This window comes from Streptomyces sp. NPDC006739 (assembly GCF_042869815.1).
In the GTDB taxonomy this organism is placed as follows: domain Bacteria; phylum Actinomycetota; class Actinomycetes; order Streptomycetales; family Streptomycetaceae; genus Streptomyces.
The window spans coordinates 13825-39256 of sequence record NZ_JBIAGM010000012.1 but is presented as its reverse complement, the minus strand read 5'-3'; the positions used below and the strand labels follow the sequence as shown (position 1 = coordinate 39256).

26 protein-coding genes are annotated in these 25432 nt (G+C 71.3%); 5 read left to right on the top strand and 21 right to left on the bottom strand.

All coding sequences use genetic code 11. The features are described from left to right. Positions 1–8: 8 nt before the first annotated feature. Positions 9–692, top strand: coding sequence for a gamma-glutamyl-gamma-aminobutyrate hydrolase family protein (locus tag ACFYMM_RS23540; protein WP_388389645.1), 684 nt, complete (start codon positions 9–11; stop codon positions 690–692). 112 nt (positions 693–804) lie between these two features. Here ACFYMM_RS23540 and ACFYMM_RS23535 read toward each other — a convergent pair whose 3' ends face one another. Then, positions 805–1752, bottom strand: a complete 948-nt coding sequence (locus ACFYMM_RS23535; protein ID WP_388389643.1) for a LysR family transcriptional regulator — start codon at positions 1750–1752, stop codon at positions 805–807. Positions 1753–1848: 96 nt separating this feature from the next. After that, positions 1849–2418, bottom strand: a complete 570-nt coding sequence (locus tag ACFYMM_RS23530; RefSeq protein ID WP_388389640.1) for a helix-turn-helix domain-containing protein — start codon at positions 2416–2418, stop codon at positions 1849–1851. A gap of 323 nt (positions 2419–2741) precedes the next feature. Between ACFYMM_RS23530 and ACFYMM_RS23525 the strand changes: the two genes are divergently transcribed. Genes ACFYMM_RS23525 through ACFYMM_RS23515 form a run of 3 tightly spaced genes read left to right on the top strand, consistent with a single transcriptional unit; the run spans position 2742 to position 5593 of the window. Then, positions 2742–3683: a 5'-3' exonuclease H3TH domain-containing protein gene (locus ACFYMM_RS23525; protein WP_388390072.1), complete on the top strand. Its 942-nt coding sequence runs from the start codon at positions 2742–2744 to the stop codon at positions 3681–3683. Positions 3684–3715: 32 nt separating this feature from the next. After that, the gene (locus ACFYMM_RS23520; RefSeq protein ID WP_388389638.1) at positions 3716–4564 is read left to right on the top strand and encodes a siderophore-interacting protein; all 849 of its coding nucleotides are present in this window, start codon (positions 3716–3718) and stop codon (positions 4562–4564) included. Between the two features lie 33 nt (positions 4565–4597). Beyond that, positions 4598–5593, top strand: coding sequence for a pseudouridine synthase (locus ACFYMM_RS23515; RefSeq protein WP_388389636.1), 996 nt, complete (start codon positions 4598–4600; stop codon positions 5591–5593). Here the strand turns inward: ACFYMM_RS23515 and ACFYMM_RS23510 are convergent. From ACFYMM_RS23510 to ACFYMM_RS23435, 16 genes are all read right to left on the bottom strand, one after another. Continuing rightward, complete coding sequence (locus tag ACFYMM_RS23510) at positions 5568–7079, bottom strand: cytochrome P450 (protein WP_388389634.1); 1512 nt, start codon at positions 7077–7079, stop codon at positions 5568–5570. The two genes, ACFYMM_RS23515 and ACFYMM_RS23510, sit on opposite strands and share 26 nt — an antisense overlap. A 57-nt stretch (positions 7080–7136) precedes the next feature. Next, on the bottom strand, positions 7137–7757 hold the full coding sequence (locus ACFYMM_RS23505; protein ID WP_388389632.1) for an ATP/GTP-binding protein: 621 nt from the start codon (positions 7755–7757) through the stop codon (positions 7137–7139). After that, the gene (locus tag ACFYMM_RS23500; protein WP_388389630.1) at positions 7738–8157 is read right to left on the bottom strand and encodes a DUF742 domain-containing protein; all 420 of its coding nucleotides are present in this window, start codon (positions 8155–8157) and stop codon (positions 7738–7740) included. Before ACFYMM_RS23500 ends, ACFYMM_RS23505 begins: the two co-directional genes overlap by 20 nt. Beyond that, positions 8154–8561 carry a roadblock/LC7 domain-containing protein gene (locus tag ACFYMM_RS23495; protein ID WP_388389628.1) on the bottom strand — a complete coding sequence of 136 codons (408 nt, stop codon included), beginning with the start codon at positions 8559–8561 and terminating at the stop codon, positions 8154–8156. Before ACFYMM_RS23495 ends, ACFYMM_RS23500 begins: the two co-directional genes overlap by 4 nt. After that, positions 8558–10201, bottom strand: coding sequence for a sensor histidine kinase (locus ACFYMM_RS23490; RefSeq protein ID WP_388389626.1), 1644 nt, complete (start codon positions 10199–10201; stop codon positions 8558–8560). The genes ACFYMM_RS23495 and ACFYMM_RS23490 overlap by 4 nt, the downstream gene beginning before the upstream one ends. Before the next feature lie 358 nt (positions 10202–10559). Next, positions 10560–13415: a DEAD/DEAH box helicase gene (locus ACFYMM_RS23485; protein WP_388389624.1), complete on the bottom strand. Its 2856-nt coding sequence runs from the start codon at positions 13413–13415 to the stop codon at positions 10560–10562. A 91-nt stretch (positions 13416–13506) separates the two neighbouring features. After that, positions 13507–14409 (bottom strand): twin-arginine translocase subunit TatC, encoded by a 903-nt coding sequence (gene tatC / locus ACFYMM_RS23480; RefSeq protein ID WP_388390070.1) that lies wholly within the window; start codon positions 14407–14409, stop codon positions 13507–13509. Between the two features lie 90 nt (positions 14410–14499). Further along, the gene (tatA, locus tag ACFYMM_RS23475; protein ID WP_388389621.1) at positions 14500–14784 is read right to left on the bottom strand and encodes a Sec-independent protein translocase subunit TatA; all 285 of its coding nucleotides are present in this window, start codon (positions 14782–14784) and stop codon (positions 14500–14502) included. Positions 14785–15045: 261 nt separating this feature from the next. Then, complete coding sequence (locus ACFYMM_RS23470) at positions 15046–15240, bottom strand: hypothetical protein (RefSeq protein ID WP_388389619.1); 195 nt, start codon at positions 15238–15240, stop codon at positions 15046–15048. A 10-nt stretch (positions 15241–15250) separates the two neighbouring features. Beyond that, a complete protein-coding gene (locus ACFYMM_RS23465; protein ID WP_388390068.1) occupies positions 15251–15511 on the bottom strand; it encodes a hypothetical protein in 261 nt (86 codons plus the stop codon). 119 nt (positions 15512–15630) lie between these two features. Beyond that, positions 15631–16674, bottom strand: coding sequence for a helix-turn-helix transcriptional regulator (locus ACFYMM_RS23460; RefSeq protein WP_388389617.1), 1044 nt, complete (start codon positions 16672–16674; stop codon positions 15631–15633). A gap of 19 nt (positions 16675–16693) precedes the next feature. Next, on the bottom strand, positions 16694–17671 hold the full coding sequence (locus tag ACFYMM_RS23455) for a helix-turn-helix transcriptional regulator (protein WP_388389616.1): 978 nt from the start codon (positions 17669–17671) through the stop codon (positions 16694–16696). Positions 17672–17800: 129 nt separating this feature from the next. Continuing rightward, positions 17801–18184, bottom strand: coding sequence for an FKBP-type peptidyl-prolyl cis-trans isomerase (locus tag ACFYMM_RS23450; RefSeq protein WP_388389614.1), 384 nt, complete (start codon positions 18182–18184; stop codon positions 17801–17803). 105 nt (positions 18185–18289) lie between these two features. Beyond that, positions 18290–19294 carry an FKBP-type peptidyl-prolyl cis-trans isomerase gene (locus ACFYMM_RS23445; protein ID WP_388389612.1) on the bottom strand — a complete coding sequence of 335 codons (1005 nt, stop codon included), beginning with the start codon at positions 19292–19294 and terminating at the stop codon, positions 18290–18292. A gap of 128 nt (positions 19295–19422) precedes the next feature. Then, positions 19423–20784, bottom strand: a complete 1362-nt coding sequence (pafA, locus tag ACFYMM_RS23440) for a Pup--protein ligase (RefSeq protein ID WP_388389610.1) — start codon at positions 20782–20784, stop codon at positions 19423–19425. A 9-nt stretch (positions 20785–20793) separates the two neighbouring features. Continuing rightward, a complete protein-coding gene (locus ACFYMM_RS23435; protein WP_388389608.1) occupies positions 20794–22053 on the bottom strand; it encodes an MFS transporter in 1260 nt (419 codons plus the stop codon). Positions 22054–22153: 100 nt separating this feature from the next. Here ACFYMM_RS23435 and ACFYMM_RS23430 point away from each other — a divergent pair, with 100 nt between their 5' ends. Continuing rightward, a complete protein-coding gene (locus ACFYMM_RS23430; protein ID WP_388389606.1) occupies positions 22154–23170 on the top strand; it encodes a LacI family DNA-binding transcriptional regulator in 1017 nt (338 codons plus the stop codon). Positions 23171–23233: 63 nt separating this feature from the next. Here the strand turns inward: ACFYMM_RS23430 and prcA are convergent, their stop codons facing one another. From prcA to ACFYMM_RS23415, 3 genes are all read right to left on the bottom strand, one after another. Further along, complete coding sequence (gene prcA, locus ACFYMM_RS23425; RefSeq protein ID WP_388389604.1) at positions 23234–23971, bottom strand: proteasome subunit alpha; 738 nt, start codon at positions 23969–23971, stop codon at positions 23234–23236. Between the two features lie 63 nt (positions 23972–24034). Beyond that, entirely contained in the window at positions 24035–24880 is an 846-nt protein-coding gene (gene prcB / locus ACFYMM_RS23420; RefSeq protein WP_388389602.1) for a proteasome subunit beta, read from the bottom strand. Further along, positions 24832–25425, bottom strand: a complete 594-nt coding sequence (locus tag ACFYMM_RS23415) for an endonuclease VII domain-containing protein (RefSeq protein ID WP_388389599.1) — start codon at positions 25423–25425, stop codon at positions 24832–24834. Before ACFYMM_RS23415 ends, prcB begins: the two co-directional genes overlap by 49 nt. Positions 25426–25432 lie beyond the last annotated feature (7 nt).

Sequence of the window (25432 nt, the reverse complement as noted above, 5' to 3'; positions counted from 1 at the left end):
AGGCACGCATGACCGCACGGCCGCTGATCGGCGTGAGTACGTACCTGGAGACCGGAGCCCGCTGGGGAGTGTGGGAGCTGGAGGCGGCGCTGCTGCCGGCCGGGTATCCGCGGCTGGTGCAGCGGGCCGGGGGGCTGGCCGCCCTGCTGCCGCCGGACGCGCCCGAGCGGGCGGCGGCGACCGTGGCCCGGCTGGACGGGCTGGTGATCGCGGGCGGCCCGGACGTGGAGCCGGTCCGCTACGGCGCCGAGCGCGACCCCCGCACCGGCCCGCCCGCACGGGCCCGGGACGCGTGGGAGCTCGCCCTGATCGAGGCGGCCCTGGCCGCCCGGGTGCCCCTCCTGGGCATCTGCCGGGGCATGCAGCTGCTGAACGTCGCTCTCGGCGGCACCCTGGTCCAGCACCTCGACGGACACGCGGAGACGGTCGGCGTCTTCGGCGGCCACGCGGTCAAGCCGGTCCCGGGCACCCTGTACGCCTCGCTGGTGCCCGAGGAGACGACGGTCCCCACCTACCACCACCAGTCGGTGGACCGCCTCGGCGCCGGCCTCGCCCCCTCGGCCCACGCGGCCGACGGCACGGTGGAGGCCGTCGAACTCCCGTCCGACCGCTGGGCGCTGGGCGTCCAGTGGCATCCGGAGATGGGGGAGGACGTACGGGTGATGCGGGGGCTGGTGGAGGCGGCGGGCTAGTCGTACCCACGGGTGCGTGGGCCTGGTCACACCCACGGGTGCGTGGGCCTGGTCACACCCACGGGTGCGTGGGCCTCTGGTCGCACCCACGGGTGCGTGGGCCTGGTCGCACCTACGGGTGCGTGGGTCGTGAGCGGGTCAGGGACAGCAGGTCCCGGGCCGGGCCCACCGGGCGGTGGCCGGTCGGCCAGACCGCGCGCAGGTCACGGCGGAGGGCGACACCGTCGAGCGGGATGCTCACCAGCCGGCGCAGGGACAGTTCCTCACCGACGGCCAGTTCGCTCAGCACCGCCGGTCCCGCGCCGCTGACCGCCGACGCCTTGACCGCCGTGGTGGAGGACAGCTCGATCAGCGGGCGGGCCAGCCCGCCGAGGGCCGCGTCCAGGACCTGGCGCGTGCCGGAACCCTTCTCCCGCAGGATCAGCGGGGTGGACGCCAGTTCCCCGGCCGCGAGCGGGCGCCGGCGGCGGGCCCAGGGGTGGGCGGGCGCGGTGACCACCACCAGCCGGTCGTGGGCGATCACCGCCGAGTCCAGGCCGGAGGGGACGGACAGCCCCTCCACGAAGCCGACGTCGGCCTCGTCGGCGAGCAGCCGCTCGGCCACCGCGGCCGAGTTCCCGGCGAGCAGGGACACCGCCGTGTCGGGCCGCCGCGCCCGCAGCGCGATCAGCCAGCCGGGCAGCAGGTACTCGGCGATGGTCATGCTCGCGGCCACCCGCAGCCGCGAGTCCCGCCGGTCGCGCAGCGCCTGCGCGCCCGCGTCGAAGGCCTCCGCCGCCTCCACCACCCGCCGCGCCCAGTCGGTGACCAGGGCGCCCGCGTCGGTGAGCCGGGAGCCGCGCGGCGAACGGTCGACCAGGGCGACGCCCAACTGCCGTTCCATGGAACGCACCCGGCTGCTGGCGGCCGGCTGCGTGATGCCGACCTCCCGGGCCGCCGCCCCGAGACTGCCCAGGCGCGCCACCGCGAGCAGCAGTTCCAGCGCGCCGAGATCCGGCACCCGCTGCGCCAGCGAGCCCCTCGGCCGGTCCTGCGCCCGGTGATCCTCCGCCTTGCCCATAAGACCAGCTTATGCCCGGCACAGGAACGGACTCCCCGGTCGCGGGCGCCGTCCCGACAGCCGGCCGGCGCTCGCGCCGGCCGGAGGCGCCCCGCGCTACCGGGCGCGGTCCTGGACCGCCTCGATGTGCTCGGCCACCGCCACGACGACGATCCGGGTGTCCGGCACCGTCGCCCGCCAGCGGTGGCGGACGCCACCGGTCAGGTACAGGGTGTCGCCCCGGCCCAGACGGTAGGCGCGGCCCTCCGCCTCGATCTCCACCGCGCCGTCGGCGACGTACATCAACTCGTCGTTGCGGTGCTGGAATTCGCGTCCGGCGTCGTGGTCGCCGGTGAACTCGGAGGCGTGCAGCTGATGGTGTCCGCGTACCAGCGAGCGCACCCGGGGCGTGAAGTCCGGTTCGCCGTCGTCGGCGCGCACGACGTCGACGCTGCACGCCGGGTCGGCGGCGGCGAGGAGTTCCACGGCCGTGGTGCGCAGGGCGTCGGCGAGCTTCTCCAGGGAGCCGCGGCTGGGGCGGGCCCGGTCGTTCTCGACCTGGCTCAGGAAGGGCACCGACAGCCCGGTGCGCTCGGCCACGACGGCGAGGGTGAGCTCCAGCGCACGGCGGCGCCGCCGGACTGCCGCGCCCACCCGCACGGGCTGTTGTTCTTTGTGGTCGCCCATCGCTCCGGCTCCCTCCTTCGCTCGTCGTCTGTGGAGTTCTCTGCACCCTACGCATGTTCGGCAAACCGATTCACGCGACCGTCACATCCCTGTCACCCGGGGTGAGGCCGACGCTCATGGTTCGCGCCAGGTCCGCGCCAGGTTCAATGCGCACGCAGTCACCGATGTTCCCTCCCGCGCCCCGGGCATGCGCGGCTCGGGCGATGCCTGGGGCATGGTTGTGACGCTCTGCGATTGGCCGGATCCTTCTCGTCGCGAGGAGGGAGGCCGCGGGGCCGCCAGGTCACCTCGCACCCCCGCTCGCGGGCCCGCCGTACGGCATGATGCGAGGCGTGACCGGACGACTCATGCTCCTCGACACCGCCTCGCTCTACTTCCGTGCCTACTTCGGCGTGCCGGACTCGGTGAAGGCACCGGACGGTACGCCGGTGAACGCCGTGCGCGGGCTGCTGGACTTCATCGACCGCCTGGTGAAGGACCACCGGCCGGCGCGGCTGGTGGCGTGCATGGACGCCGACTGGCGGCCCGCCTGGCGGGTGGAGCTCATCCCCTCCTACAAGGCGCACCGGGTCGCCGAGGAGCACGCGGTGGGGCCGGACCAGGAGGAGGTGCCGGACACCCTCGCGCCGCAGGTGCCGGTGATCGAGGACGTACTGGACGCGCTGGGCATCGCACGCGTCGGGGTGGCGGGGTACGAGGCGGACGACGTGATCGGCACGTTCACCGCGCGGGCGGACGGCCCGGTCGACATCGTCACCGGTGACCGCGATCTCTACCAGCTGGTCGACGACGGGCGCGGGGTGCGGGTGCTGTACCCGCTCAAGGGCGTCGGCACGCTCCAGGTCACGGACGAGGCGTGGCTGCGGGAGAGGTATGGGGTCGCGGGACGCGGGTACGCGGATCTGGCGCTGCTGCGCGGCGACCCGAGCGACGGCCTGCCGGGGGTCGCCGGGATCGGCGAGAAGACGGCCGCCAAGCTGCTCGCCGAGTTCGGCGACCTGGCCGGGATCATGGCGGCGGTCGACGACCCGAAGGCCGCGCTCACGCCGGCGCAGCGCAGGCGGCTGGAGGAGGCACGCCCGTATCTGGCGGTGGCGCCGAAGGTGGTGCGGGTCGCCGACGACGTACCACTGCCGCCGGTCGACACCGCCCTGCCCCGGGCTCCGCGTGATCCGGTGGGCCTGGAGGAACTGGCGGTGCGGTGGGGGCTGGGTGGTTCCCTGCAGCGACTGCTGGTGACTCTCGACTCCCAGATGCTAACTTAGGCTTACCTAACCATTGGAGCAGGGAGGCCGTCATGGCAGAGCGTCCCGGACGAACGCCGCGCAAGCCCCATTCCGCCCAGGTCGTGCGTACCGAACGGCTGACCCCGCACATGCAGCGCGTGGTGCTGGGCGGTGAGGGTCTCGCCGGCTTCTCGGCGGACACCTGCACCGACCACTATGTGAAGCTGCTGTTCGGCCCCGAGGGCGTGGCCTATCCCGAGCCCTTCGACCTGGAGCTGATCCGGGAGCGGTTCCCGCGCGAGCAGTGGCCGGTGACCCGGACGTACACGGTGCGCGCCTGGGACCCCGAACGCCTCGAGCTGACCCTGGACTTCGTGATCCACGGCGACGAGGGTCTGGCGGGCCCCTGGGCGGCGCGGGTACGTCCCGGCGAGACCGTGCGCTTCATGGGCCCCGGCGGCGCGTACGCCCCGGACGCGGACGCCGACTGGCATCTGCTGGCCGGCGACGAGAGCGCGCTGCCCGCGATCGCCCGCGCCCTGGAGGCGCTGCCCGACGGCGCCCGGGTGCACGCCTTCGTGGAGGTGTCCGGTCCCGAGGAGGAGCAGAAGATCGACTCCGGTGCGGACGTCGTCTGGCTGCACCGCGGCGACCGCCCGGTGGGCGAGCTGCTGGTGGAGGCCGTACGCGCCCTGGACTTCCCCGACGGCCGTGTCCACGCCTTCGTGCACGGCGAGGCCGGTTTCGTGAAGGAACTGCGCCGCCTGCTGCGCGTCGAGCACGCCGTCGCGCGCGAGGACCTCTCCATCTCCGGCTACTGGCGCCTGGGTCACAACGAGGACGGCTGGCAGGCCACCAAGCGGGAGTGGAACGCCCGCATCGAGGCCGAGCAGGAGAACGGTGGCGCCGTCGCCGCGTGAGGACGCGGACGCGGCGCCCTACCCTGGCCCGTGATGAGACGCAGAGCCCGGATCCCGCACTCCCCCCTCCCCCAGCGCCACGGCGTCGACGCGGTGCGGGTGCGGCTGCCCGAGAACCCCGCCGAGGCCGGCTGGGCCACGGTCCGGGAGTATCTCGTCGCGCGGCTCAGCGGGGCGGCGCCCGGGGTGGTCGAGGGCATGGTCGACGCGGGGCGGGTGGTCGGGGCCGACGGGCGGGCCGTCGCGCCGGACGCGCCGTACGTGCCCGGGATGTTCGTCTGGTTCCACCGGGAGCTGCCCGCCGAGGTGCCGGTGCCGTTCCCGGTGGAGGTCGTGTACCGGGACGCGCACATCGTCGTCGCCGACAAGCCGCACTTCCTCGCCACCACCCCGCGCGGCAGCCATGTCACCGAGACGGCGCTGGCCCGGCTGCGGCGGGACCTCGGCATCCCCGCGCTGTCCGCCGCGCACCGGCTGGACCGGCTGACCGCCGGGCTCGCGCTGTTCACCGTACGGCCCGAGGAACGCGGCGCGTACCAGACGCTGTTCCGTGACCGGCTGGTACGCAAGGAGTACGAGGCCGTCGCGCCGTACGACCCCGCGCTCGCCCTCCCCCGCACCGTGCGCAGCCGGATCGTGAAGGAGCGCGGGGTGCTCGCCGCGCGGGAGGTCGAGGGCGTGCCCAACGCGGTGACCCGGGTGGAGCTGGCCGAGCGCCGGGAACGGGACGGGCTGGGCCGCTACCGGCTGGTACCGGACACCGGGCAGACGCATCAGCTGCGGGTGCATCTGAACGCGCTGGGCGTGCCGATCCTCGGCGATCCGCTCTACCCGGAGGCGACCGGCCCCGGGCCGGCCGGTGACTTCCGGCGTCCGCTGCAACTGCTCGCGCGGAGGCTGGAGTTCACCGATCCGGTCACCGGGGTGGAGCATCGGTTCACCAGCGGGCGGGTGCTGGCGGCGTGGGCCGACCCCGCCGGGTGGAGGAGCGGCGGCGAACCGGTCAGTGGCCCGACCACCAGCGCCTGATCCGCTGCCGGATGCCCAGCCGCCTCGGCGGCTCGGGGGGCGCCGGAACAGGCGCCGAAGCCGGCAAGGGAGCAGGCGCGGGAGCGGGCGCCGGTACGGGCGTCTTGGCCTGCGGTGCCGGCCCGGGTTCGGTGCGCGCGGTCCCCACCTGCCAGGTCGCCCGCTGCGGCGGGATCGGCATGGGGCTCGGCTTCTGGGTCACGTCCTGCTGCGGCTTCGGTTCGAAGCGCACCGGCAGGGACACGAGGTGGCGGGAGGCGATCGACGCCCTCCAGGTCAACTCCTCCTCGTCACAGTCGAGTTGGATGTCCGAGAGCCGCATCAGCAGCGCGTCCACACCGACGTCGGCGATGGCGCGGCCGATGTCCTGGCCGGGGCACTCGTGCGGGCCGCCGCCGAAGGCGAGGTGGGAGCGGTTGCCCTGCATGTTGGCGGACAGGTCCGGCCGCACCCGGGGGTCGACGTTGCCCGGCGCGGGAGCGAACAGCAGTCCGTCGCCCTGCCGGATGCGCTGGCCGCCCAGCTCGGTGTCCTGCTTGGCGAAGTAGGCGAAGACGGTGCTGAACGGCGGCTCGTCCCACAGCGACTGCTCGACCGCCTCCGGCACCGTCATCTGCCCACCGTTGAGCTGGGCACGGAAGCCCGGCTCGGTGAGGACCATGCGCAGGGCGTTGGCGAGCAGGTTGGCGGTGGCCTCGTAGGCGGCGAACAGCACCAGGCGCAGGTGCTCCCGGACCTCGTCGTCGGTCAGCCGCGCCGGGTGGGTGATGAGGTGGCTGGTGAAGTCCTCCTCCGGCTGGGCGCGCCGGCGGGTGGTGAGCCGGCTGAGCGCCTCCATGACGTAGGTGTGGCTGGCGATCGCGGTCTCGGTGCCCTTGAGCGCGTCCCGGGCGGCCTGGACCATGCGGTCGTTGTACTCCTCGGGCATGCCGAGGATCTCGCACATCACGGCCATCGGCAGGTGGTCGGCGAACTGGGGGACCAGGTCGGCGCGGCCCTTCTCGCAGAACTCGTTGACCAGCCGCTGGGTGTGGCGGCCGATGTGCCGGCGGATGCTGCGGTGGTCGATGGTCGACATGGCGCCCATGACGGCCGCGCGCAGCCGCTGGTGCTCGTCGCCCTCGGCGTGCGAGCAGATGGGCTGCCAGGCGATGTGCGGCATGAGCGGGTGCTCGGGCTTGACCATGCCCTCCAGCAGCGGGGTCCAGATGCGGCTGTCGCGCGTGAAGTGCGAGGGGCTGCGCACCATGTGCAGGTTCTCGGTGTGCCCGAGGACCACCCACATGGGGACGTCGTCATGGAGCAGGGCGGGTGCCACGGCGCCGTGTTCCTCGCGCAGTTTCTCGTAGAGGTCGCCGAGGTCGTCGGCCTCGGGGCCGTAGAGCCGGTGCAGCCCGCCGGGCCCTCGGCCGTGCGCCGGGCAGCCGGGCGGCGGGCCGAGCGTGGGGTCGTCGGTACCGGACAGGGACTGGGGTTCAGGCGTCACAGTGGTCGCTTTCGGAACGGGGGCGGATCCGGGCGGCGGATCCGGTGTGTGGGGTGGTCAGGTGAGCGCGCCGGCCATGGCGAGCGAGTGCAGGAAGCGCATCAGGATCATCAGCACGTCACGGCTGGAGGCGCGACGGCGGACGTCGCACTCGACCATGGGGATCTCCGGGGCCAGGTCGAGCGCGGTGCGCAGCTCCTCGACGGGGTAACGGGGCGCGTCCGGGAAGGAGTTGATGGCGACGACGAACGGCACGCCGCGCTCCTCCAGCCGGCCCATCACGTCGAAGCTGACTTCCAGGCGCCGGGTGTCGACGAGCACCACCGCGCCGAGGGCGCCTTCGAACAGGCCGTTCCACAGGAACCAGAAGCGTTCCTGGCCGGGGGTGCCGAAGAGGTAGAGCACCAGCTGGTCGGTGATGCTGATGCGGCCGAAGTCCATGGCCACGGTGGTGGCCGTCTTCGACTCGGAGCCGTAGTTGTCGTCGACACCGACGCCGGCCTGCGTCATGGTCTCCTCGGTGGTCAGCGGTCTGATCTCGCTGACCGAGCCGACCATGGTGGTCTTGCCGACTCCGAAACCGCCCACGATCACGATCTTCACCGCGGACTCGGCCGTGTGCGGCAGATGGTCCTCGGCGCGTGGGCCGGGCACGGTGTCAGAGTTTTTGAAGTCCATGCATCACCGCTTCGAGGAGTGAACGGTCGGGAAGCGCCTTGCGCACGATCGGGATGCGCACCTGCACCAGTTCGGCCGTGATCAGCTCGGTGAGCAGTACCGTCATCGTGCTGAACGGCAGGCTGAGGTAGGCCGAGAGTTCGGCGACGGACAGGGGGGCCTCGCAGAGCCGGAGCACGGTCGCCTGCTCCGGCGGGATGGACGGCGGCGGGGGCGCGGCGCCCGCCACGATCAAGGTCACCAGGTCGAGTTCGGCCCGTCCGCCGTCGGCGGTGGTGATGACGTAGAGCCGTTCCGGGTTCTTCTTCTTGCCCTTCTCGCCGCCCGCCGGTGAGGGGGCCGGCGGCTCGGGGGGCGGCTGCGGCCCGGGTCGGCGCCGTTTGCGCTGCGGAGGAGTCATACGGTCTGCCCGTTCCGCCGGGGCGGACTGGTCAGATGGGCGCCGATGCGCACGACGAGGTCACGCATCATGGCGCTCATCCGGCCGGGCTCGCAGACCACGTCGGCGAGGACCGCCAGGTAGGCGTTGGCGCCGGCGGCCATGAGGTAGAAGTAGCCGCCGTCGATCTCGATGACGACGAGCTGCATGTCGCCGTTGCTGCCCGTCAGTTCCTGGGCCACCGCGCCCGCCAGGCTCTGGACGCCCGCGCAGGCGGCGGCCACGCGGTCGGCGGCGTCGGGGTCGCCGCCGTGGCGGGCGATGCGCAGTCCGTCGGCGGAGAGCACCACGATCATCTCGATGCCGGGTACGCCGTCGGCGAGCTGCTTGAGCATCCAGTCGAAGTTCGCTCGCTGCTGGATCACTTGAGGTCCCCCTCGTCGTCGGCCTCGGGGCCGGCCGAATCGTTGATCAGGTGCAGGTACGCGGTCGGGTTCCGCGTGAAGTCGGTCGGGTGGACGCCCGGGTTGTCCTTCTTCAGGCCCTCCCAGAACGCGTCGACCCACAGTCCGGGTTCGCGGTTCCTGAGCTTCTCGCGCTCGGGGTCGGGCTCCGGTTCGGGCGCGGGCTCGGCCCGCTTCTGCGACCAGACGGTCGGCCTGCCCTCGCGTTCGGCGCGTTCGATGGCGGCCTGTTCGGCGTACCGCTGGCTGAGCGGGATCTTCGCCTTGCTGCGGCGCTGCGGCAGCCCGCCCGCGGTCCACTCGGTGACCTCCGGGACGTCGTCCTCCATGGAGATCCCGGCCGGGATGCGGGGGCTGGTGGGGCGGCGCTTCTTGGGCGGGCGCTTGGGGCCCTCGACGGCGCCGAGTTCGATCTGCGGTACGGCGGTGGCGCCGATGCCGTGGGCGAGGCCGACGGCGGCCTCGGTGGTCATCATGTTCCGGGGCACGATCAGGACGGCGCGGACACCGCCGTAGGCGGAGGCGCGCAGCGAGACCTCCATGTTGTAGGCCGTGCAGAGCCGGCCGACGACGGACAGCCCCAGGCGTGGGCTCTCGCCGAGGTTCTGCAGGTCGATGCCCGCCTTGGCGGCCTCCAGCATGTTCTCGATGCGGGAGCGCGACTCCTCGTTGAGGCTGACGCCGGCGTCCTCGATCTCGATGGCCACGCCGGTCTGCACCTCCACGGCGGTGACGTGCACCTTGGTCTGCGGCGGCGAGTAGCGGGTGGCGTTGTCGAGGAGTTCGGCGGCGGCGTGGATGACCGGCTCGACGGCGGTGCCCTTGATGTTGACCTGGGCGATGGAGTGCAGCTCGATGCGGCGGTACTCCAGGATCCGGGACATGGCGCCGCGCAGCACGCTGTACAGGACCACGGGCTCGGGCCACTGGCGGCCGGGGCGGCCGCCGCCGATGACGGAGATGGAGTCGGCGAGGCGGCCGATCAGCGCGGTGCCGTGGTCGAGGCGCAGCAGGTCGTCGAAGACCTCGGGGTTGCGGCCGTGGTCCTCCTCCATCTCCCGCAGTTCGTTGGCCTGCTGGTGGACGATGGCCTGGACGCGGCGGGCGATGCTGACGAAGGAACGCTCGGTGGAGTCACGGATCGTGATCTCCCGGTCGACGGCCTTGACCACGGCGCGCACCACGTTGCGCTGGGAGTCGGGGACGTGACGCAGTTCGGGGTCCGCGTCGAAGACGGACTGCATCACCTCTCTGGGGGTTTCTCCGCCGTACAGCCGGTGCAGGGCGATGGGCACGATCTCGGTGCCGAGGCGGACGATCTCCTCGTCGTGGGCGGCGAGGCGCCGTTCCAGATACGCGGTGTGACGGGCGTGCTCGGCCCGTGTCTCGCGCAGGAGGCGGGACCGGCGGACGGCCGCCGCGGCCGTGGCGATCACCAGCAGCGTGGCGACGGCACCGCACACGCCCACGGCGGTCCGGGCCGGTACCGCGACCAGGGCGACGGCGGAACCGGTCGCCGTCGCCATCACTATGGCCGGGAGCAACAGTACGACGGCGTAGGGGAGTTGGCGGCCACCGGGAGGCGATTGAACACTCACCATGTATGCCCTCTGAGACTAATCGGCGGGGTGTCGGGGGAGCTTGCGGGGGGAAGGTTCGTGGAGCTGTCGGAATTTTCCGCACGTAGGGGAACAGGCGCACGAATTCATCTCAACTCGGTGCGCCGCGGGCGAGCTTAGTCCGACCGGATCATCGCCGTGTCATATTCGGCAAGCACCTGAAATCACCCGCGCAACGGGAGTACCCTCAGCTCTTTTATACGCTGAGCTTCCTTTCGAACACGTGTAGTGACGACGTGCGGGCATGCGAAAGTGACTCACCGTGACCGGTGAGCGGGGGCCCTCCTCTTGCGCTCAGGCGCGACCGGTCACCTTCCCGGTCGCGCCCTCGCAGCGGCCGTCAGCCCACCGACGAGTAGGCGACGACTCCGCGCAGTACCTGCTCGACCGCCTTGCGGGCGGCCTTCGCCACGGTCGAGCCCTCGACCGCGGCGGACGCCGCGGAGATCTGCCCGAGCACGTCGATGACCTGCTTGCACCACCGGACGAAGTCGCCGGCCGGCATCTCCGCCTCCCGCAGCACCTCGTCCAGCCCGGTGCCCGAGGCCCACATGTAGGCGGCCCAGGCGAAGCCGAGGTCGGGTTCACGCTGTCCGACACCCTCGGTCTGGCTGATCCGGAAGTCCTCCTCCAGGGCGTCCAGCCGGCCCCAGATCCGCACCATCTCGCCGAGCGCCGCTTTTGCCTTGCCGGACGGCAGCTTGGGCGTCATGGCGTCGTCGCCCACCCGTGCCTCGTACACCAACGCCGAGACGCACGCGGCGAGTTCGGCCGGGCCCAGTCCCTCCCAGACGCCCGCCCGCAGGCACTCGCTGGCGAGCAGATCCAGCTCGCCGTAGAGCCGGGCCAGCCGCTTGCCGTGCTCGGTGACCTCGTCGCCGCGCAGGTAGTCCAGCTCGGTCAGCAGCGCGACGATACGGTCGAAGGTCCGCGCGATCGTGTTCGTCCGGCCCTCGATGCGGCGCTCCAGCTGCGAGGTGTCGCGCAGCAGCCGGTGGTACCGCTCCGCCCAACGGGCGTGGTCCTCGCGGTCGTCGCAGCCGTGACAGGGGTGCGCGCGGATCGCCGTACGCAGCCGGGCGATCTCGCGGTCGTCGGCCGCCTGGGACCGCTTCTTGCGGGCCCGCTCCGGCGGGATGTGCCCGGCCTTGGTGCGCAGCGCGGAGGCCAGGTCGCGGCGGGACTGCGGGGAACGCGGGTTGAAGGTCTTGGGGATCCGCATCCGGTCCAGCGGCTCCACCGGCACCGGGAAGTCCATCCCGGCCAGCCGCTTGACCTGCCGCTCGGCGGTCAGCACCAGCGGGCGCGGCCCGTCGTGGTACTCCAGGCCCCGGTGGCCGTTGGACCGGCCCGCCGGCAGCCCCGGGTCCAGCACCAGCGCGAGGCCCGCGTACTTGCCCGTCGGCACATGGATGATGTCGCCCGGTTTGAGCTTCTCCAGCGCGACGGCGGCCTCGGCCCGCCGCTGGGACGCGCCCTGCCGGGCCAGCTCGGTCTCCCGGTCCGTCAGCTGACGGCGCAGCCGCGCGTACTCCTCGAAGTCACCGAGGTGGCAGGTCATGGAGGCCTTGTAGCCCTCCAGACCCTCCTCGTTGCGCTGCACCTGCCGCGAGATCCCGACGACCGACTTGTCGGCCTGGAACTGCGCGAAGGAGGTCTCCAGCAGCTCGCGCGAGCGGTGCCGGCCGAACTGCTCGACCAGGTTGACCGCCATGTTGTAGGACGGCTTGAAGCTGGAGCGCAGCGGATACGTGCGTGTGCCCGCCAGTCCCGCGAGGTGCTCGGGGCTCATGCCGCGCTGCCACAGCACCACCGCGTGGCCCTCGACGTCGATGCCCCGGCGGCCCGCGCGGCCGGTCAGCTGCGTGTACTCGCCGGGGGTGATGTCGGCGTGCTGCTCGCCGTTCCACTTGACGAGCTTCTCCAGCACCACCGAACGCGCGGGCATGTTGATGCCGAGGGCGAGGGTCTCGGTCGCGAACACGGCCTTCACCAGCCCGCGCACGAACAGCTCCTCGACGACCTCCTTGAAGGTCGGCAGCATGCCCGCGTGGTGGGCGGCGATGCCCCGCTCCAGGCCCTCCAGCCACTCGTAGTAGCCCAGCACGTGCAGGTCCTCGGACGGGATGGAGGCGGTGCGCTCCTCCACCAGCGCCCGCACCCGCTCCCGGGCCTCCTCGTCGTTCAGCCGGAGCCCCGCGTACAGGCACTGCTGTACGGCGGCCTCGCAGGCGGCGCGGCTGAAGATGAAGGTGATGGCGGGCAGCAGGCCCTCGGCGTCTAGCCGCTCGATGACCTCGGGCCGGCCCGGCGTCCACACCCGGGAGCGCTGTCTGCGCTCGCGCTCCCGGTCGGCCTCGCGCATCGCCCGGCCGCGCCGGCGGTCCTGGTACGACGGCCGGGTGGCCTCCATGCGGGCCAGCCGCACCAGATCGGGGTTGACGGCCTTCTTGTGGCCCTCGCCCTCCTCGAACAGGTCGTACATCCGCCGCCCGGCGAGCACGTGCTGGAACAGCGGCACCGGCCGGTGCTCGGCGACGATCACCTCGGTGTCACCGCGGACGGTGTCCAGCCAGTCGCCGAACTCCTCGGCGTTCGAGACGGTCGCCGACAGGGACACCAGGGTCACCGACTCCGGCAGGTGGATGATCACCTCCTCCCAGACGGCGCCCCGGAAGCGGTCGGAGAGGTAGTGCACCTCGTCCATGACCACGTAACCGAGGCCGCTGAGCGTCTGGGAGCCCGCGTACAGCATGTTCCGCAGCACCTCGGTGGTCATCACGACCACCGGGGCGTCCGAGTTCACACTGTTGTCGCCGGTCAGCAGGCCGACCTGGCCCGCACCGTAGCGACGGCACAGGTCGGCGTACTTCTGGTTCGACAGCGCCTTGATGGGTGTCGTGTAGAAGCACTTCTTGCCCTGGCGGAGGGCGAGGTGGACGGCGAACTCGCCGACGATCGTCTTGCCCGAGCCGGTGGGCGCGGCCACCAGGACGCCCTTGCCCGCCTCAAGTGCCGTGCAGGCCTCGATCTGGAACGGGTCGAGGCCGAAGTCGTACATCTCGCGGAAGCCCGCGAGGGCGGTGGCCTGCTCGACTGCCCGCCTGCGGGCTGCCGCGTAGCGCTCGGCCGGTGAGAGATCCTGAGTCATCGTGCTTTCGAGCGTACCGGGCCCCACCGACAACAGGACGATCATTATCCGTTCCGGCCGCCCGGCCCCGCACGGCACGAGGGCCGGACGGTCGTTCCGTCCGGCCCTCGTTCGGCCCGTTGCCCCGTGGCGGTGCTCAGGTGACGTCGTCGTAGCCGTTGTACCTGGCCGACGGCCGCCCGTCGATGCCTCCGGCCGCCTCGGATCCGGCCGACCCGGCCGACACGCGCTCCACCTCGCCGACGGGTTCCGGCGTCAGGTCGAGGTGCGAGGCCTCGTCGTCGTCCAGCTCGGCGTCGGGATTGGCGCGCTGACGGCGCTTGTCGTTCAGCATGGCGACGCCGACCGCGATGAAGTACAGGATCACGATGGGCCCGGCCAGCGCGATCATGCCGAAGGGGTCGGTGGTGGGGGTCGCCACGGCTCCGAAGACGAAGACACCCATCACCACACCGCGCCACCAGCCGCCCATCCGGCGCCCGGTCACGATGCCCGCGAAGTTCAGCATGACCAGCATCAGGGGAAGCTCGAAGGCGCCGCCGAAGATGAGGATCATCCGGACGATGAAGTCCAGGACCTTGTCCATCGGCAGGATGTTCGCCGAGCCGTCGGGCGTGATGCCCAGCAGCACACGCATGCTGATCGGCAGGATCGTGTAGGCGAGCCAGGCACCGGCCAGGAACAGGGGCACCGCCGCCGACACGAACCAGTAGGTGTACTTGCGCTCGTGCTTGTGCAGGCCCGGCGCCACGAACGCCCACAGCTGGTACAGCCAGATCGGGCTGGAGATGACCACGCCGGCCATGAAGCACACCTTCACCGTGGTGGTGAAGGGGGACAACAGGTCCGTGTAGGCGATGACGGCGCAGTGCCCTCCCGTGGACTCACCCAGACCCTTGGTACAGCGCGGGACCGGATGCATGAGGAAGGACATCAGGGCCTGGCTGTAGAAGGCGACCACCACGGAGACCACCGTGATCGCCAACATGCCTTTCGCGAGGCGGTTGCGCAGCTCGCGCAGGTGCTCCACGAGGGGCATCCGCCCCTCGGGGTCCTTCTCTTTCTTGCGGGCAGACTTCAGCAACCCACGTCCTCATCTCGTGCGGGTGGCCGGAGGTCCGGCCGCGTGTCAGCGCTGGGTGGAATCCGTCGGCTCGTTGACCGGGCGCGCGCTCGTCACGTCACCGGGGGCGGCCTGGATGGTGCGCTGCGCGGAGGGCTGCTCGCCACTGTTCGGCTGGGCGGCCGGCGCGGAGGAGTTGCCCTCCTCCTTCATCGCCTTGGCCTCGCTCTTGAGGATGCGGGCGGACTTGCCGAGCGAACGCGCCATGTCCGGAAGCTTCTTCGCGCCGAAGAGCAGGAAGACGACGATGAGGATAAGGATGATCTCGGGGGCTCCGAGCCTTCCGATCATGAGTGTTTACCTTCTCACCGAGGCGGCTTGGGTGTGGGTGCTGTCCGACTGGTCGGACACATGTCCGTATGTAGTGCTGTCAGCGATCGTAACGCCCAGAGGTGAACGTGATGCAATCCCCGTGCGTACTCCCGGTCTGCGCTACGGGCCTCGTTCTCCGCACCGCGACCTGCAGCGTACCTGCCCCGGCGGGCGGCATGACAGGGTGAAGCGACGCACAACACGTGCGCCGCGGGCCTCAGCGGCCGCACACGGGCGACATCACAGGCTGTCCACGGCGCGGGCCGCGCTCACCGCGGACCGCTCCAGATCCTCCGCCGCCCTGTTGATACGGCGGGCGGAGGCCTCGACCTGCCGCCCGAGGCGCCGCGCCTCGAGGAAGACCCGGACGGCGAGCACCCCCAGGACGGCGAGACCCAGGAAACCCAGCGCTACCGCGAACATCGCCCAGAACATGGCGTCGAGCCTAGACGGTGGAGTGCAGCCGCAGGGTGCTGACCCCGCCGCCGGTGAGCAGCTCGACGATGCGCTCACCGGCGGGCTTGCGCACCAAGGCACCGCAGTCGGGGCAGGTGAAGGAGTAGAACGTCGTCCGGCTGGTGGCACCGATGGCCAGGCGCAGCGCGCTCGCGGCCAGCTCGAAACGCCCCCGGCAGTCCGGGCAGCCCGCCTTGAACACCACGGGGACCGCTCTCTTCATCCCCGCGAAGGCGGCCGCCACCGTCATGTCCCTCGCACCGGACCCCGGAGACTCGCTCACAGCCCTCGCTCCTCTTGTTCTGGTCGATCCGCCCCCGGACGCGCCGGCCGGCCGCACCCCGACGGCACCGGCGTGCTCCCCCCGGCTCACCGCGGCCCGTCGTACTGCCCGTGATCCCGCCCGTCGCCCAGCCCGCCCGGCATCGCGGACGGCGCGTCGTACGCCGCCAGCGCCTCGCGGGCCGCCTGCCGGGCACTGTCGGCCAGGTCCGACGGCGAGACGATCCGGCCGTCACCGCCGAGCCGCAGCGCCAGACGTCTCAGGGACGCCGGATCGGGGGTGCGCAAAGTGATACGCAGCCCGCCGTCCGGAAGCTCATCGGCACTGTCGTGCGGGTAGTACTCGGCGACCCAGCGGCCGCCCGGACCGACCTCGACCACCACCTCCGGATCCTCGGCGGCCGGCTGCACCAGGGCCTCGGACAGATCCCGCAGCTCCACCTCGGGCGGCGCGGCGGGCTCGTCCAGGATCCTGATCTCGGCGACCCGGTCGAGCCGGAAGGTGCGGCGCGCCTCGGAGCGCCGGCACCAGGCCTCGACATAGGTGTGGCCGACACTGACCAGGCGGATCGGGTCGATCTCGCGCTCGGTGACCTCGTCACGGGCGGGCGAGTAGTAGCGGATCCACAGCCGGCGCCGCTCGGAGATCGCCCGGTCGACGTCGGCGAAGACACCGCCCTCGGACTCGAAGGTCACCGACAGCCGCGAGCTGGCGCCCGCCGCCTCGCCGGCCGCCGTCTCCACCTTGGCCGTCGCCCGCAGCAGCGCCTGCCGGTCGCTCTCGCGCAGGCCGGGCAGCGTGGACACGGCGCGCGCGGCCACCAGCAGCGCCGTCGCCTCGTCGGCGGCAAGGCGCAGCGGCTCGGCCGCCTCCTCGCCGAGCGCGGCGGGGTTGTGCCACCAGATGCGCTCGCCGTCGGTGTCGATGTCCAGCAGATCCCCGCCCCGGAAGCTGGTGCCGCACATGGGCAGCACGTCGAGGTCGGAGACCAGCTCGTCCTCGGTGATGCCGAAGGCACGCGCGACGTCCGCGACCCGGGCACCGGGCCGCTCCCGCAGATACGTCACCAGGGAGAGCATCCGCCGGGTCTGGTCGATGGCGTTCACGGGCCTGACCGGTTTGCCTGCCACTGTCCTGCTCCGCTCCCCCTCAGCCCTTGGCCACGGCACGCAGCCGGTCCATCACGTCGGCCCGCAGCTCCGCCGGCTCCAGGACCACCACGTCCGGTCCGAACTCCACCAGCCAGGCGTCGAGTCCGTGCCCGTACGGAATTTCCAACTCGTCCCAGCCGTCCCCGAGTTCCCGCACCCCGGTGGCCTTCGCCCGAAGGGGGTACCCCGCCCCCGAACGCAGCCGGATCAGCGCCGAACCGTCGGCGATCTCGCCCGCCCAGCCGGCCACGGTCTCCCGCACGGTGACGACGTCCGGGACCGGCGCGGTGAAGCCGCTGCCCCGGGAGCGCACCCGGCCGGTGATCCGGGACAGCCGGAACACCCGCTCGGCCCCCCGGTCACGGTCCCAGCCCGCCAGATACCAGTGACCGCGCCAGCACTCCAGCGCCCACGGCTCCACATGCCGGGGCTCGGGCCGGGCGGCGGAGGCCTTGCGGTAGTCGAAGACCACCGGACGGCGGTCACGGCAGGCCAGCATCAGCGGTTCGAACGCCGCCTCGTGCACCGGGATGCGCGGCTCCAGGGCGCCATGCGCCTCGTACGGGTCGACGTCCTCGGGCAGCCCGGCCGCGCGCAGCTTCTGCAGGGCGCCGCTGGCCGCACCGGCGAGCCGGGCCTGCTGCCACACCTTGGCGGCCAGACCGAGCGCGGCGGCCTCCTCGGCGTCGAGGGTGATGGGCGGCAGCCGGTTGCTGTCGCGGCGCGCGAGATAGCCGACCTCGCCGTCCAGGTTCTCGACGGTCTCGATCACCAGACCCAGCTCACGCAGGTCGTCCTTGTCCCGCTCGAACATCCGGTTGAAGGAGTCGTCCCCACCGGCCCCGCCCCGGTCCGGCCGGGCGGCCTCGACATAGGCCTCGATGGAGTCGCGCAGCTCGCGCTTGCTGAGCGGACGCCGTGCTCCCAGCAGACACAACGCCAGGTTCATCAGCCGCTCGGCCTTGGCAATGGCCATCGACGCCCTTCGCCTTCCCTATGGTGCTTCCGACCGATGACCGTACCGCTCCGAAGTGTCACGGCAAAAGCCGGAGCAAAGACCGAGGGCCCATGCGATCAGCACGGGCCCTCGATCGACCAGGACCGGTCAGCGCTTGGCAACGCCCACCAGGTCACACACGAAGATCAGCGTCTCGCCCGGAGCGATCCGGCCGCCGCCCGCGCCACGCTCGCCGTACGCCAGGTGCGAGGGGATGGTCAGCCGGCGGCGGCCGCCGACCTTCATGCCCTGCACACCCTTGTCCCAGCCCTGGATGACCTGACCGGCCCCCAGGTGGAAGTCCAGCGGGGTGCCACGGTTCCAGGAGGCGTCGAACTCCTCGCCGGTGGAGAACGCGACGCCCACGTAGTGGACCTTGACGAAGTCCCCGGCCTCGGCGACCTCGCCGTCACCCTCCCAGAGGTCGATGATCTCCAGGTCCGTGGGGGCCGGGCCCTCGGGGAAGTCGATCTCAGGCTTGTCGATGCTCACGTCAAAAGCTCCTGCTGATGTACGACACGTAACGCGGACAGTCTTTCATCCCCACCGGCCCCCCGCCCGCACCAGCGCCTCCCGGGACACGCCCCGCACCGGCGGCTACATCGCCGCCAGGATGTCCACCGCGAACACCAGCGTCGACCCCTTCTTGACGACACCCCCGGCCGGCGGCTTGTCCCCGTACGCCAGGTCCGGCGGGACGACGATCAGCACCCGGCTGCCCACCTTCTTGCCGGTCACGCCCTCGGCCAGCCCCTTGACGATCTGCTGCATCTGCTCCACCGCGAACTGGCTCAGCCGGCCCGAGCCGTACGTCGCCTCGAACGTCTTGCCGCTCTCCCAGACCACGCCCTTGAACTGGCACAGGATCGTCTGGTCCGCCTTGACCACGTCGCCGTCGCCCTCCAGGACGTACTGCGACACCAGCGTCTTCGGCGCGGACGCCTTGGGGATGTCGACGGAGGGGGCCGAGCCGTCGGTGTTCGTGCCGACCTTCGGCAGGGACGCGTCGCTCTGGGCGACCGGCCTGCCCTTGGCGGCGCTCTTGGAGTTGAAGGAGTCCAGCAGGTCCACGACGAACACCAGCGTGTCGGTGCCCTTGATACCCGCCTGCGCGTTGCCCTGCGGGCCGTACCCCAGCGCCGGGGGCACCGCCATCTCCACCCGGCTGCCGACCTTCCTGCCCGCCAGACCGTAACGCCAGCCGTCGATGAGGCTGCCCTGGGCCAGCTGCATCACCAGCGGGCGCTTGCGGTCGTAGGAATTGTCGAAGACCTTGCCCGAGGCCCAGATCTGGCCCAGGTAGTGCGCCTGCACGAAGTCGTTCTCCACGACGGTACGTCCGCCGCCCGCGATCACCGTCCGCACCGCCAGGTCCTTCGACGGATCGCCCGAGCCCTTGGCCACCGTCGGCTTCTCACCGAACTTGGCGCCCGCCGTGATCGCCGGCAGCGGCCCGTCCACGATCTTCGGCGGAGGCGGGGCCGAGACCGTGGGCGACGGCGAGGCCCCCGCCTTGTCGGACTGGGACTTGCCGTCGCCGCACGCGGCGAGCGTGACCAGTCCTGCGGGTACGGCGGCGAGGAGAAGGGAGCGTCGGCGCACGGAAGAGCCTCGTATCGGTCGATCTTGTGAATGACGTGCGCGCAACTCTACGACGTGACACGGGCGCCGTACCGAAAACGTACGGCGCCCGTGTCACGTTCCCGCGGAACCCCGCGGAAACACCTGTCTCACATTCCGGCGATCAGCTTCTCCACCCGGTCGTCCACCGAACGGAACGGGTCCTTGCACAACACGGTGCGCTGCGCCTGGTCATTCAGCTTGAGATGCACCCAGTCGACCGTGAAGTCCCGGCGCTGCTCCTGCGCACGGCGGATGAAGTCGCCGCGCAGCCGGGCCCGAGTCGTCTGCGGTGGAACCGACTTGCCCTCGAAGATCTTCAAGTCGTTGCAGATCCGGGTCGCTTGGCCCTTCTTCTCCAGCAGGTAGTACAGGCCACGACGACGGTGGATGTCGTGGTAGGCCAGGTCTATCTGCGCCACCCGTGGATGCGACATGGACATGTTGTGCTTGGCCCGGTACCGCTCGATGAGCTTGTACTTCATGACCCAGTCGATCTCGGTACCGATCCGGTCGAGTTCCTCGGTCTCGATCGCGTCCAGCGTGCGGCCCCACAGCTCCAGGACCTGCGCCACCGTCCCGGTGCGGATGCCCCGGCGGTCGCAGAAGTCCACGGCCTTGTCGAAGTACTCGCGCTGCACCTCCAGGGCGGAGGCCTCGCGGCCGCTGGCCAGACGCACCTTGCGCCGGCCGGTGATGTCATGGCTGACCTCACGGATCGCCCGGATCGGGTTCTCCAGGGTCAGGTCCCGCATCACGGTGCCCGCCTCGATCATGCGCAGCACCAGGTCGGTCGCACCGACCTTGAGCAGCATGGTCGTCTCGGACATGTTCGAGTCGCCGACGATGACATGCAGCCGGCGGTAACGCTCCGCGTCCGCGTGCGGTTCGTCACGCGTGTTGATGATCGGCCGGGAACGCGTCGTCGCCGAGGAGACGCCCTCCCAGATGTGCTCGGCGCGCTGGCTGACGCAGTACACCGCACCGCGCGGCGTCTGCAGCACCTTCCCCGCCCCGCACAGCAACTGGCGCGTGACCAGGAAGGGAATGAGGATGTCCGCGAGCCGGGAGAACTCCCCGTGCCGCGCCACCAGATAGTTCTCGTGGCAACCGTAGGAGTTGCCCGCCGAGTCGGTGTTGTTCTTGAAGAGGTAGACGTCGCCCGCGATTCCCTCCTCGTGCAGGCGTCGTTCCGCGTCCACCAGGAGTCCTTCGAGAATGCGCTCGCCGGCCTTGTCGTGGGTGACCAGTTCGATCACGTTGTCACATTCGGGTGTCGCGTATTCCGGATGTGACCCCACGTCGAGATAGAGCCGGGCGCCGTTTCGCAGAAAGACATTGCTGCTACGGCCCCATGACACGACACGGCGGAAGAGGTACCGCGCCACCTCGTCAGGCGACAGGCGGCGCTGTCCCCTGAACGTGCACGTGACGCCGTACTCGTTCTCCAGCCCGAAAATGCGGCGGTCCATGAGTGAACATTACGCCCGATCCCCTGAGCTGAAACGGGGTTCGACAGCACGATCTGGATCATTTTCCGATGAAGCCGCAACCACCGCACTCCCGGCGGGAGCTGCGAGGACCCGCCCGGTGGCCGTCAACACCAGCAAAGAGACCGCCCCCGCCACCCCCGGCAGCGCGAAACCCCACACCGCCCCGCCCGCCTCGACCACCGGACCCGCCAGGCCCGTTCCGACCGACGCGCCCACGGTGAACGTCGTCACAAGCCAGGAGAAAGCCTCGGTGACCGTACCCCTCGGCGCGTGCCGGTCGACGATGACAAAGGCACAGGCGATGGCCGGCGCCAGGAACACCCCGGCGAGCGCCGTCAACGCCACCATGGCCACCACGCCCGGCATCAGCGTCAACGGCACATAACACACCGCCAGAAGCGCCACCAGCGCCCGCAGTCGCCGCTCCGGCACCCCGCCCCACCGCCGGGCCCCGTACCCGACACCCCCGACCAGCGCGCCCAGCCCCAGGGCCGCCATCAGCCACCCGTAGACCGCGGCACCGCCGTGCCCGTCGGCGTACGCCACCGAGGCCACCGTGATCGAGCCGAGCGCGATACCGACGAACAGGAACGCGCCCAGCAGCGCCACCAGCCCCGGCGAGCGCAGCGCCCCCAGCCAGTGCGCCTCACGCGGGGCCGAGCGCCACGCGCGCGAAGGCGGCGCGAGCACCACCGAGAGCGCCCCCAGCACCCCGACCGCGTTCAGCACCAGCAGCGCCGCCCGCTCGTCCCACAGCGACACGCACAGGGTCACCAGCAGCGGCCCGACGGTGAACATGACCTCCTGGGCCACCGCGTCCATCGCGTACGCCGTGTGCACCCGCTCCTCCCCCCGCAGCACGGAGGGCCACAGCGCGCGCAGCCCGCCCTCCAGCGGCGGGGTGAGCAGCCCGGCGGCCCCGACGGCGGCATAGGCGAGGGGCAGCGAGCCGGTGCCGCACAGAGCGAACACGGTCATGGCCAGCGCCGAGGCCACCGCGGCCGGCAACTGGACGCGCGGCTGTCCGTACAGGTCCACCAGCCGTCCCAGCAGCGGCTGGCCCATCGCGTTGGCGACGCCGTAGACGGCGGCCAGGGCGCCGGCGAGGCCGTAGCCGCCGCCCTCCGCGCGCACGAACAGGACCAGCGCGATCGCGGCGGTGGCGTTCGGCAGCCGGCCCACCAGCGTGCCCGCCAGCAGCCGGGCCGCGTGCCTCGCCCTGAGGATCTCCAGGTATCCCGCGGCCATGCCCGCCCCCAAGAGTGTTACGTATAACTTCCTCGCTCATACGTACCATGTCCGCTGTTCACGAGTCCAGACGACGGCCAGACCAAGGAGCACACCCACGGTGGCACCCAGCAGCCCGCGCCCCACCAGCCGTGACGTGGCCCAGGCCGCCGGAGTCTCGCAGGCCGCCGTCTCCCTCGTACTCGGCGACAAATGGCGCGGCCGGGTCTCCGAGACCACCGCCGAACGCGTACGGGAAGCCGCCCGCGACCTCGGCTACCGCCCCAACCTCGCCGCCCGCAACCTACGCCTCGGCCACACCCGCACCGTCCTGCTCGTCGTACCCGCCCTGACCACCGAATTCTTCGGCGGCGTCTACACCGGCGCCGCACGCGTGGCCGCCGAACACGGCTTCGGCGTCGTCCTCTACCCCTCCCCCGAAGGCATCGGCCCCGCCCGCGACCCCTTCGCCTCCGCCCAGGCCGCCCTCGACGGCGTCATCGCCTCCTCCATGGCCGCCGACGCCCTCACCGCCATCCGCGGCGACCAGCTGCCCCTCGTCATGCTCGACAGCGACCCCACCGGCAGCCTGGGCGCCGCCACCGTCAACCTCGACATCGCCGACGGGGTCCGCCAGGTCGCCGAGCACCTGCTGCACCTCGGCCACCGACGCTTCCTGCACCTGGCGGCCGACGTCGCCTCCTGGACCTTCGAGGTCCGCGCACACGAACTGGCGACACGGATCGGCGCCGTCCCGGGCACGGACATCCGCACCGTCCACGCCCCCATCTCCATCGACGGCGCCCTCGCCGCCACCCGGACCGCCCTCGCCGCCCCCGGCCCCCGGCCCACCGCCCTCGTCTGCGACGACGACAAACTCGCCGCCGGCGCCTACAAGGCACTGCGCCGCCTCGGCCTGCGCGTCCCCGACGACCTCTCCGTGACCGGGCTCGACGACCTCGCCCTCGCCACCGCCATCGACCCCGAGCTCACGACCGTGCGCCTGAACGCCGAACTGTTCGGCGAACACGGCATGCGCGCCCTCCTCGCCGTCCTGGAAGGCCGCACCCCCGACAGCGGGGACATCCCGGTGGAACTCGTCGTACGGGGCTCCACGGCACCGCCACGCACCGCCTGAGACGTCCTGTGCCCCGACCGGGAGACCGGCCGGGGCACAGGACGACACGACACGCGCGGGCGGCTACTCCTCCTCCGAGCTCTCCGCCTCCGTGGCCGCACCGTCCGCCTCCAGCAGACGCGCCAGCTGACGGCCCACGATCCGCTTGAACTTGCGCTTCTGCGGCCGCGTACGGTCCAGTACGGCGACCTCCAGGCGCTCGGCCGGGATCTCCCGCTCCGTGCCGTTGGTGTCCCGCGAAAGCGCCTGCACGGCCAGCTTCAGACCCTCCGCCAGCGACATGCCGTCCTGATGCCGCTGGTCGAGGAAACCGCTGATCTGCTCGGCGTTGCCGCCGACCGCGACCGAACCGTGCTCGTCCACGATCGACCCGTCGTGCGGCAGACGGTAGATCTGGTCGCCCTCCGGGGTCTCACCGACCTCGGCGACCACCAGCTCCACCTCGTACGGCTTCTCCGCAGCGGACGAGAAGATCGTGCCCAGCGTCTGGGCGTAGACGTTGGCCAGACCCCGCGCGGTCACATCGTCCCGGTCATAGGTGTAACCCCGCAGATCCGCGTACCGCACACCACCGATCCGCAGGTTCTCGTACTCGTTGTACTTGCCGGCGGCGGCGAAGCCGATCCGGTCGTAGATCTCGCTGAACTTGTGCAGCGCACGGGACGGGTTCTCGCCGACGAACACGATGCCGTCGGCGTACTGGAGCACCACGAGGCTCCGGCCACGCGCGATGCCCTTGCGGGCGTACTCCGCGCGGTCGGCCATGGCCTGCTGGGGGGAGACATAGAACGGCGTCGACACCGGTTATCCGTCCCTTTCTGTCATGGTCACTGGATCACCTTGAAAAAGAACCGGGGCCCGCGCTCAGAGCAGGGCGGCCCTGGGGCCGTCGGGCTGCTCCAAGCGGCGCTCGAGCACCGCGCGGGACAGCTCGGACGCCTCGTCCTCGGTGAGCCGGCGGAAGCCGTCCTCGGTGATCACCGTGATGATCGGGTAGATCCGGCGGGCGACATCGGGACCACCGGTCGCCGAGTCGTCGTCGGCCGCGTCGTACAGGGCCTGGACCACCAGGGTCGTGGCCTGCTCCTCGGTCAGGTCCTCACGGAACAGCTTCTTCATGGCACCACGCGCGAAGATCGAGCCGGAACCCGTCGACGCGTAGTTCTGCTCCTCGGAACGGCCGCCGGTGACGTCGTAGGAGAAGATGCGGCCCTTCCCCCGGTCCACGTCGTAGCCGGCGAAGAGCGGGACCACGGCCAGCCCCTGCATGGCCATGCCCAGATTCGAGCGGATCATCGTCGACAGGCGGTTCGCCTTGCCCTCCAGCGACAGCTGGGCGCCCTCGACCTTCTCGAAGTGCTCCAGCTCCAGCTGGAAGAGCTTGACCATCTCCACGGCGAGACCCGCCGTGCCGGCGATGCCGACGGCCGAGTACTCGTCCGCCGGGAACACCTTCTCGATGTCCCGCTGGGCGATGACGTTGCCCATGGTCGCGCGCCGGTCACCGGCCAGCACGACACCACCGGGGAACGTCACGGCCACGATGGTCGTCCCGTGCGGCGCCTCGACCACACCCTGCGTCGGGGGCAACTGCCGGTTGCCCGGCAGCATCTCCGGCTGGTGCTCCGACAGGAAGTCCATGAAGGACGAGGACCCAGGCGTCAGGAAGGCAGCTGGTAGACGCCCGGTGCTACGAGTGTTGGCTTCCACGCGATTCCTTCCACGTAAGCAGCAGCCCGCCTTATGACGTCGGGCCGATCCTTGAACTGCCCCAGTGCGGCATTGCAGCTGAAGCACAGTACGCCTCGGACCCTACCCGTCTTGTGGCAGTGATCCACATGCTCGGGCACAGCCGCCAAACATATGCAGCAGACGCCCCCTTGAGAGGCGACCAGCTCGTCACGCTCGGCTTCGGTGATGCCGTACTGGCGCTTCAGATGTCCAGCGCGGCCCTTGACGGCCTTGCATGACTTGCAGAGCGTCGCGAGACCGTCCGATGCGCTGCGATTACGCGTCCATTCACTGTGCGGTTGGATCTCCCCGCACGTTCGGCAGTACTTATGCCCCGCAGGCGCTTCCACCCGTGGCCGCACGTTGCGTCCCTTGGCCACCTGCCTCGCCTGGTGGTACGCGGATGCGCATCCCCGGCAATAGACCTGCAGCCCATCACGCATCGACTTGTTACTTGCGAAGGCTGCCCGCGGCTTGTCCTCCCTGCACCGCGGGCAGCGCTTCAGATCCTGATCGCCTTGCACTCGAATC

Coding starts and splice junctions, on each gene's coding strand:
- ACFYMM_RS23540 (WP_388389645.1), top strand. CDS start 9: ATGACCGCACGGCCGCTGATCGGCGTGAGTACGTACCTGGAGACCGGA.
- ACFYMM_RS23535 (WP_388389643.1), bottom strand. CDS start 1,752: ATGGGCAAGGCGGAGGATCACCGGGCGCAGGACCGGCCGAGGGGCTCG.
- ACFYMM_RS23530 (WP_388389640.1), bottom strand. CDS start 2,418: ATGGGCGACCACAAAGAACAACAGCCCGTGCGGGTGGGCGCGGCAGTC.
- ACFYMM_RS23525 (WP_388390072.1), top strand. CDS start 2,742: ATGCGAGGCGTGACCGGACGACTCATGCTCCTCGACACCGCCTCGCTC.
- ACFYMM_RS23520 (WP_388389638.1), top strand. CDS start 3,716: ATGGCAGAGCGTCCCGGACGAACGCCGCGCAAGCCCCATTCCGCCCAG.
- ACFYMM_RS23515 (WP_388389636.1), top strand. CDS start 4,598: ATGAGACGCAGAGCCCGGATCCCGCACTCCCCCCTCCCCCAGCGCCAC.
- ACFYMM_RS23505 (WP_388389632.1), bottom strand. CDS start 7,757: ATGGACTTCAAAAACTCTGACACCGTGCCCGGCCCACGCGCCGAGGAC.
- ACFYMM_RS23500 (WP_388389630.1), bottom strand. CDS start 8,157: ATGACTCCTCCGCAGCGCAAACGGCGCCGACCCGGGCCGCAGCCGCCC.
- ACFYMM_RS23490 (WP_388389626.1), bottom strand. CDS start 10,201: ATGGTGAGTGTTCAATCGCCTCCCGGTGGCCGCCAACTCCCCTACGCC.
- ACFYMM_RS23485 (WP_388389624.1), bottom strand. CDS start 13,415: ATGATCGTCCTGTTGTCGGTGGGGCCCGGTACGCTCGAAAGCACGATG.
- tatC (WP_388390070.1), bottom strand. CDS start 14,409: ATGCCCCTCGTGGAGCACCTGCGCGAGCTGCGCAACCGCCTCGCGAAA.
- tatA (WP_388389621.1), bottom strand. CDS start 14,784: ATGATCGGAAGGCTCGGAGCCCCCGAGATCATCCTTATCCTCATCGTC.
- ACFYMM_RS23470 (WP_388389619.1), bottom strand. CDS start 15,240: ATGTTCTGGGCGATGTTCGCGGTAGCGCTGGGTTTCCTGGGTCTCGCC.
- ACFYMM_RS23465 (WP_388390068.1), bottom strand. CDS start 15,511: ATGACGGTGGCGGCCGCCTTCGCGGGGATGAAGAGAGCGGTCCCCGTG.
- ACFYMM_RS23455 (WP_388389616.1), bottom strand. CDS start 17,671: ATGGCCATTGCCAAGGCCGAGCGGCTGATGAACCTGGCGTTGTGTCTG.
- pafA (WP_388389610.1), bottom strand. CDS start 20,784: ATGGACCGCCGCATTTTCGGGCTGGAGAACGAGTACGGCGTCACGTGC.
- ACFYMM_RS23435 (WP_388389608.1), bottom strand. CDS start 22,053: ATGGCCGCGGGATACCTGGAGATCCTCAGGGCGAGGCACGCGGCCCGG.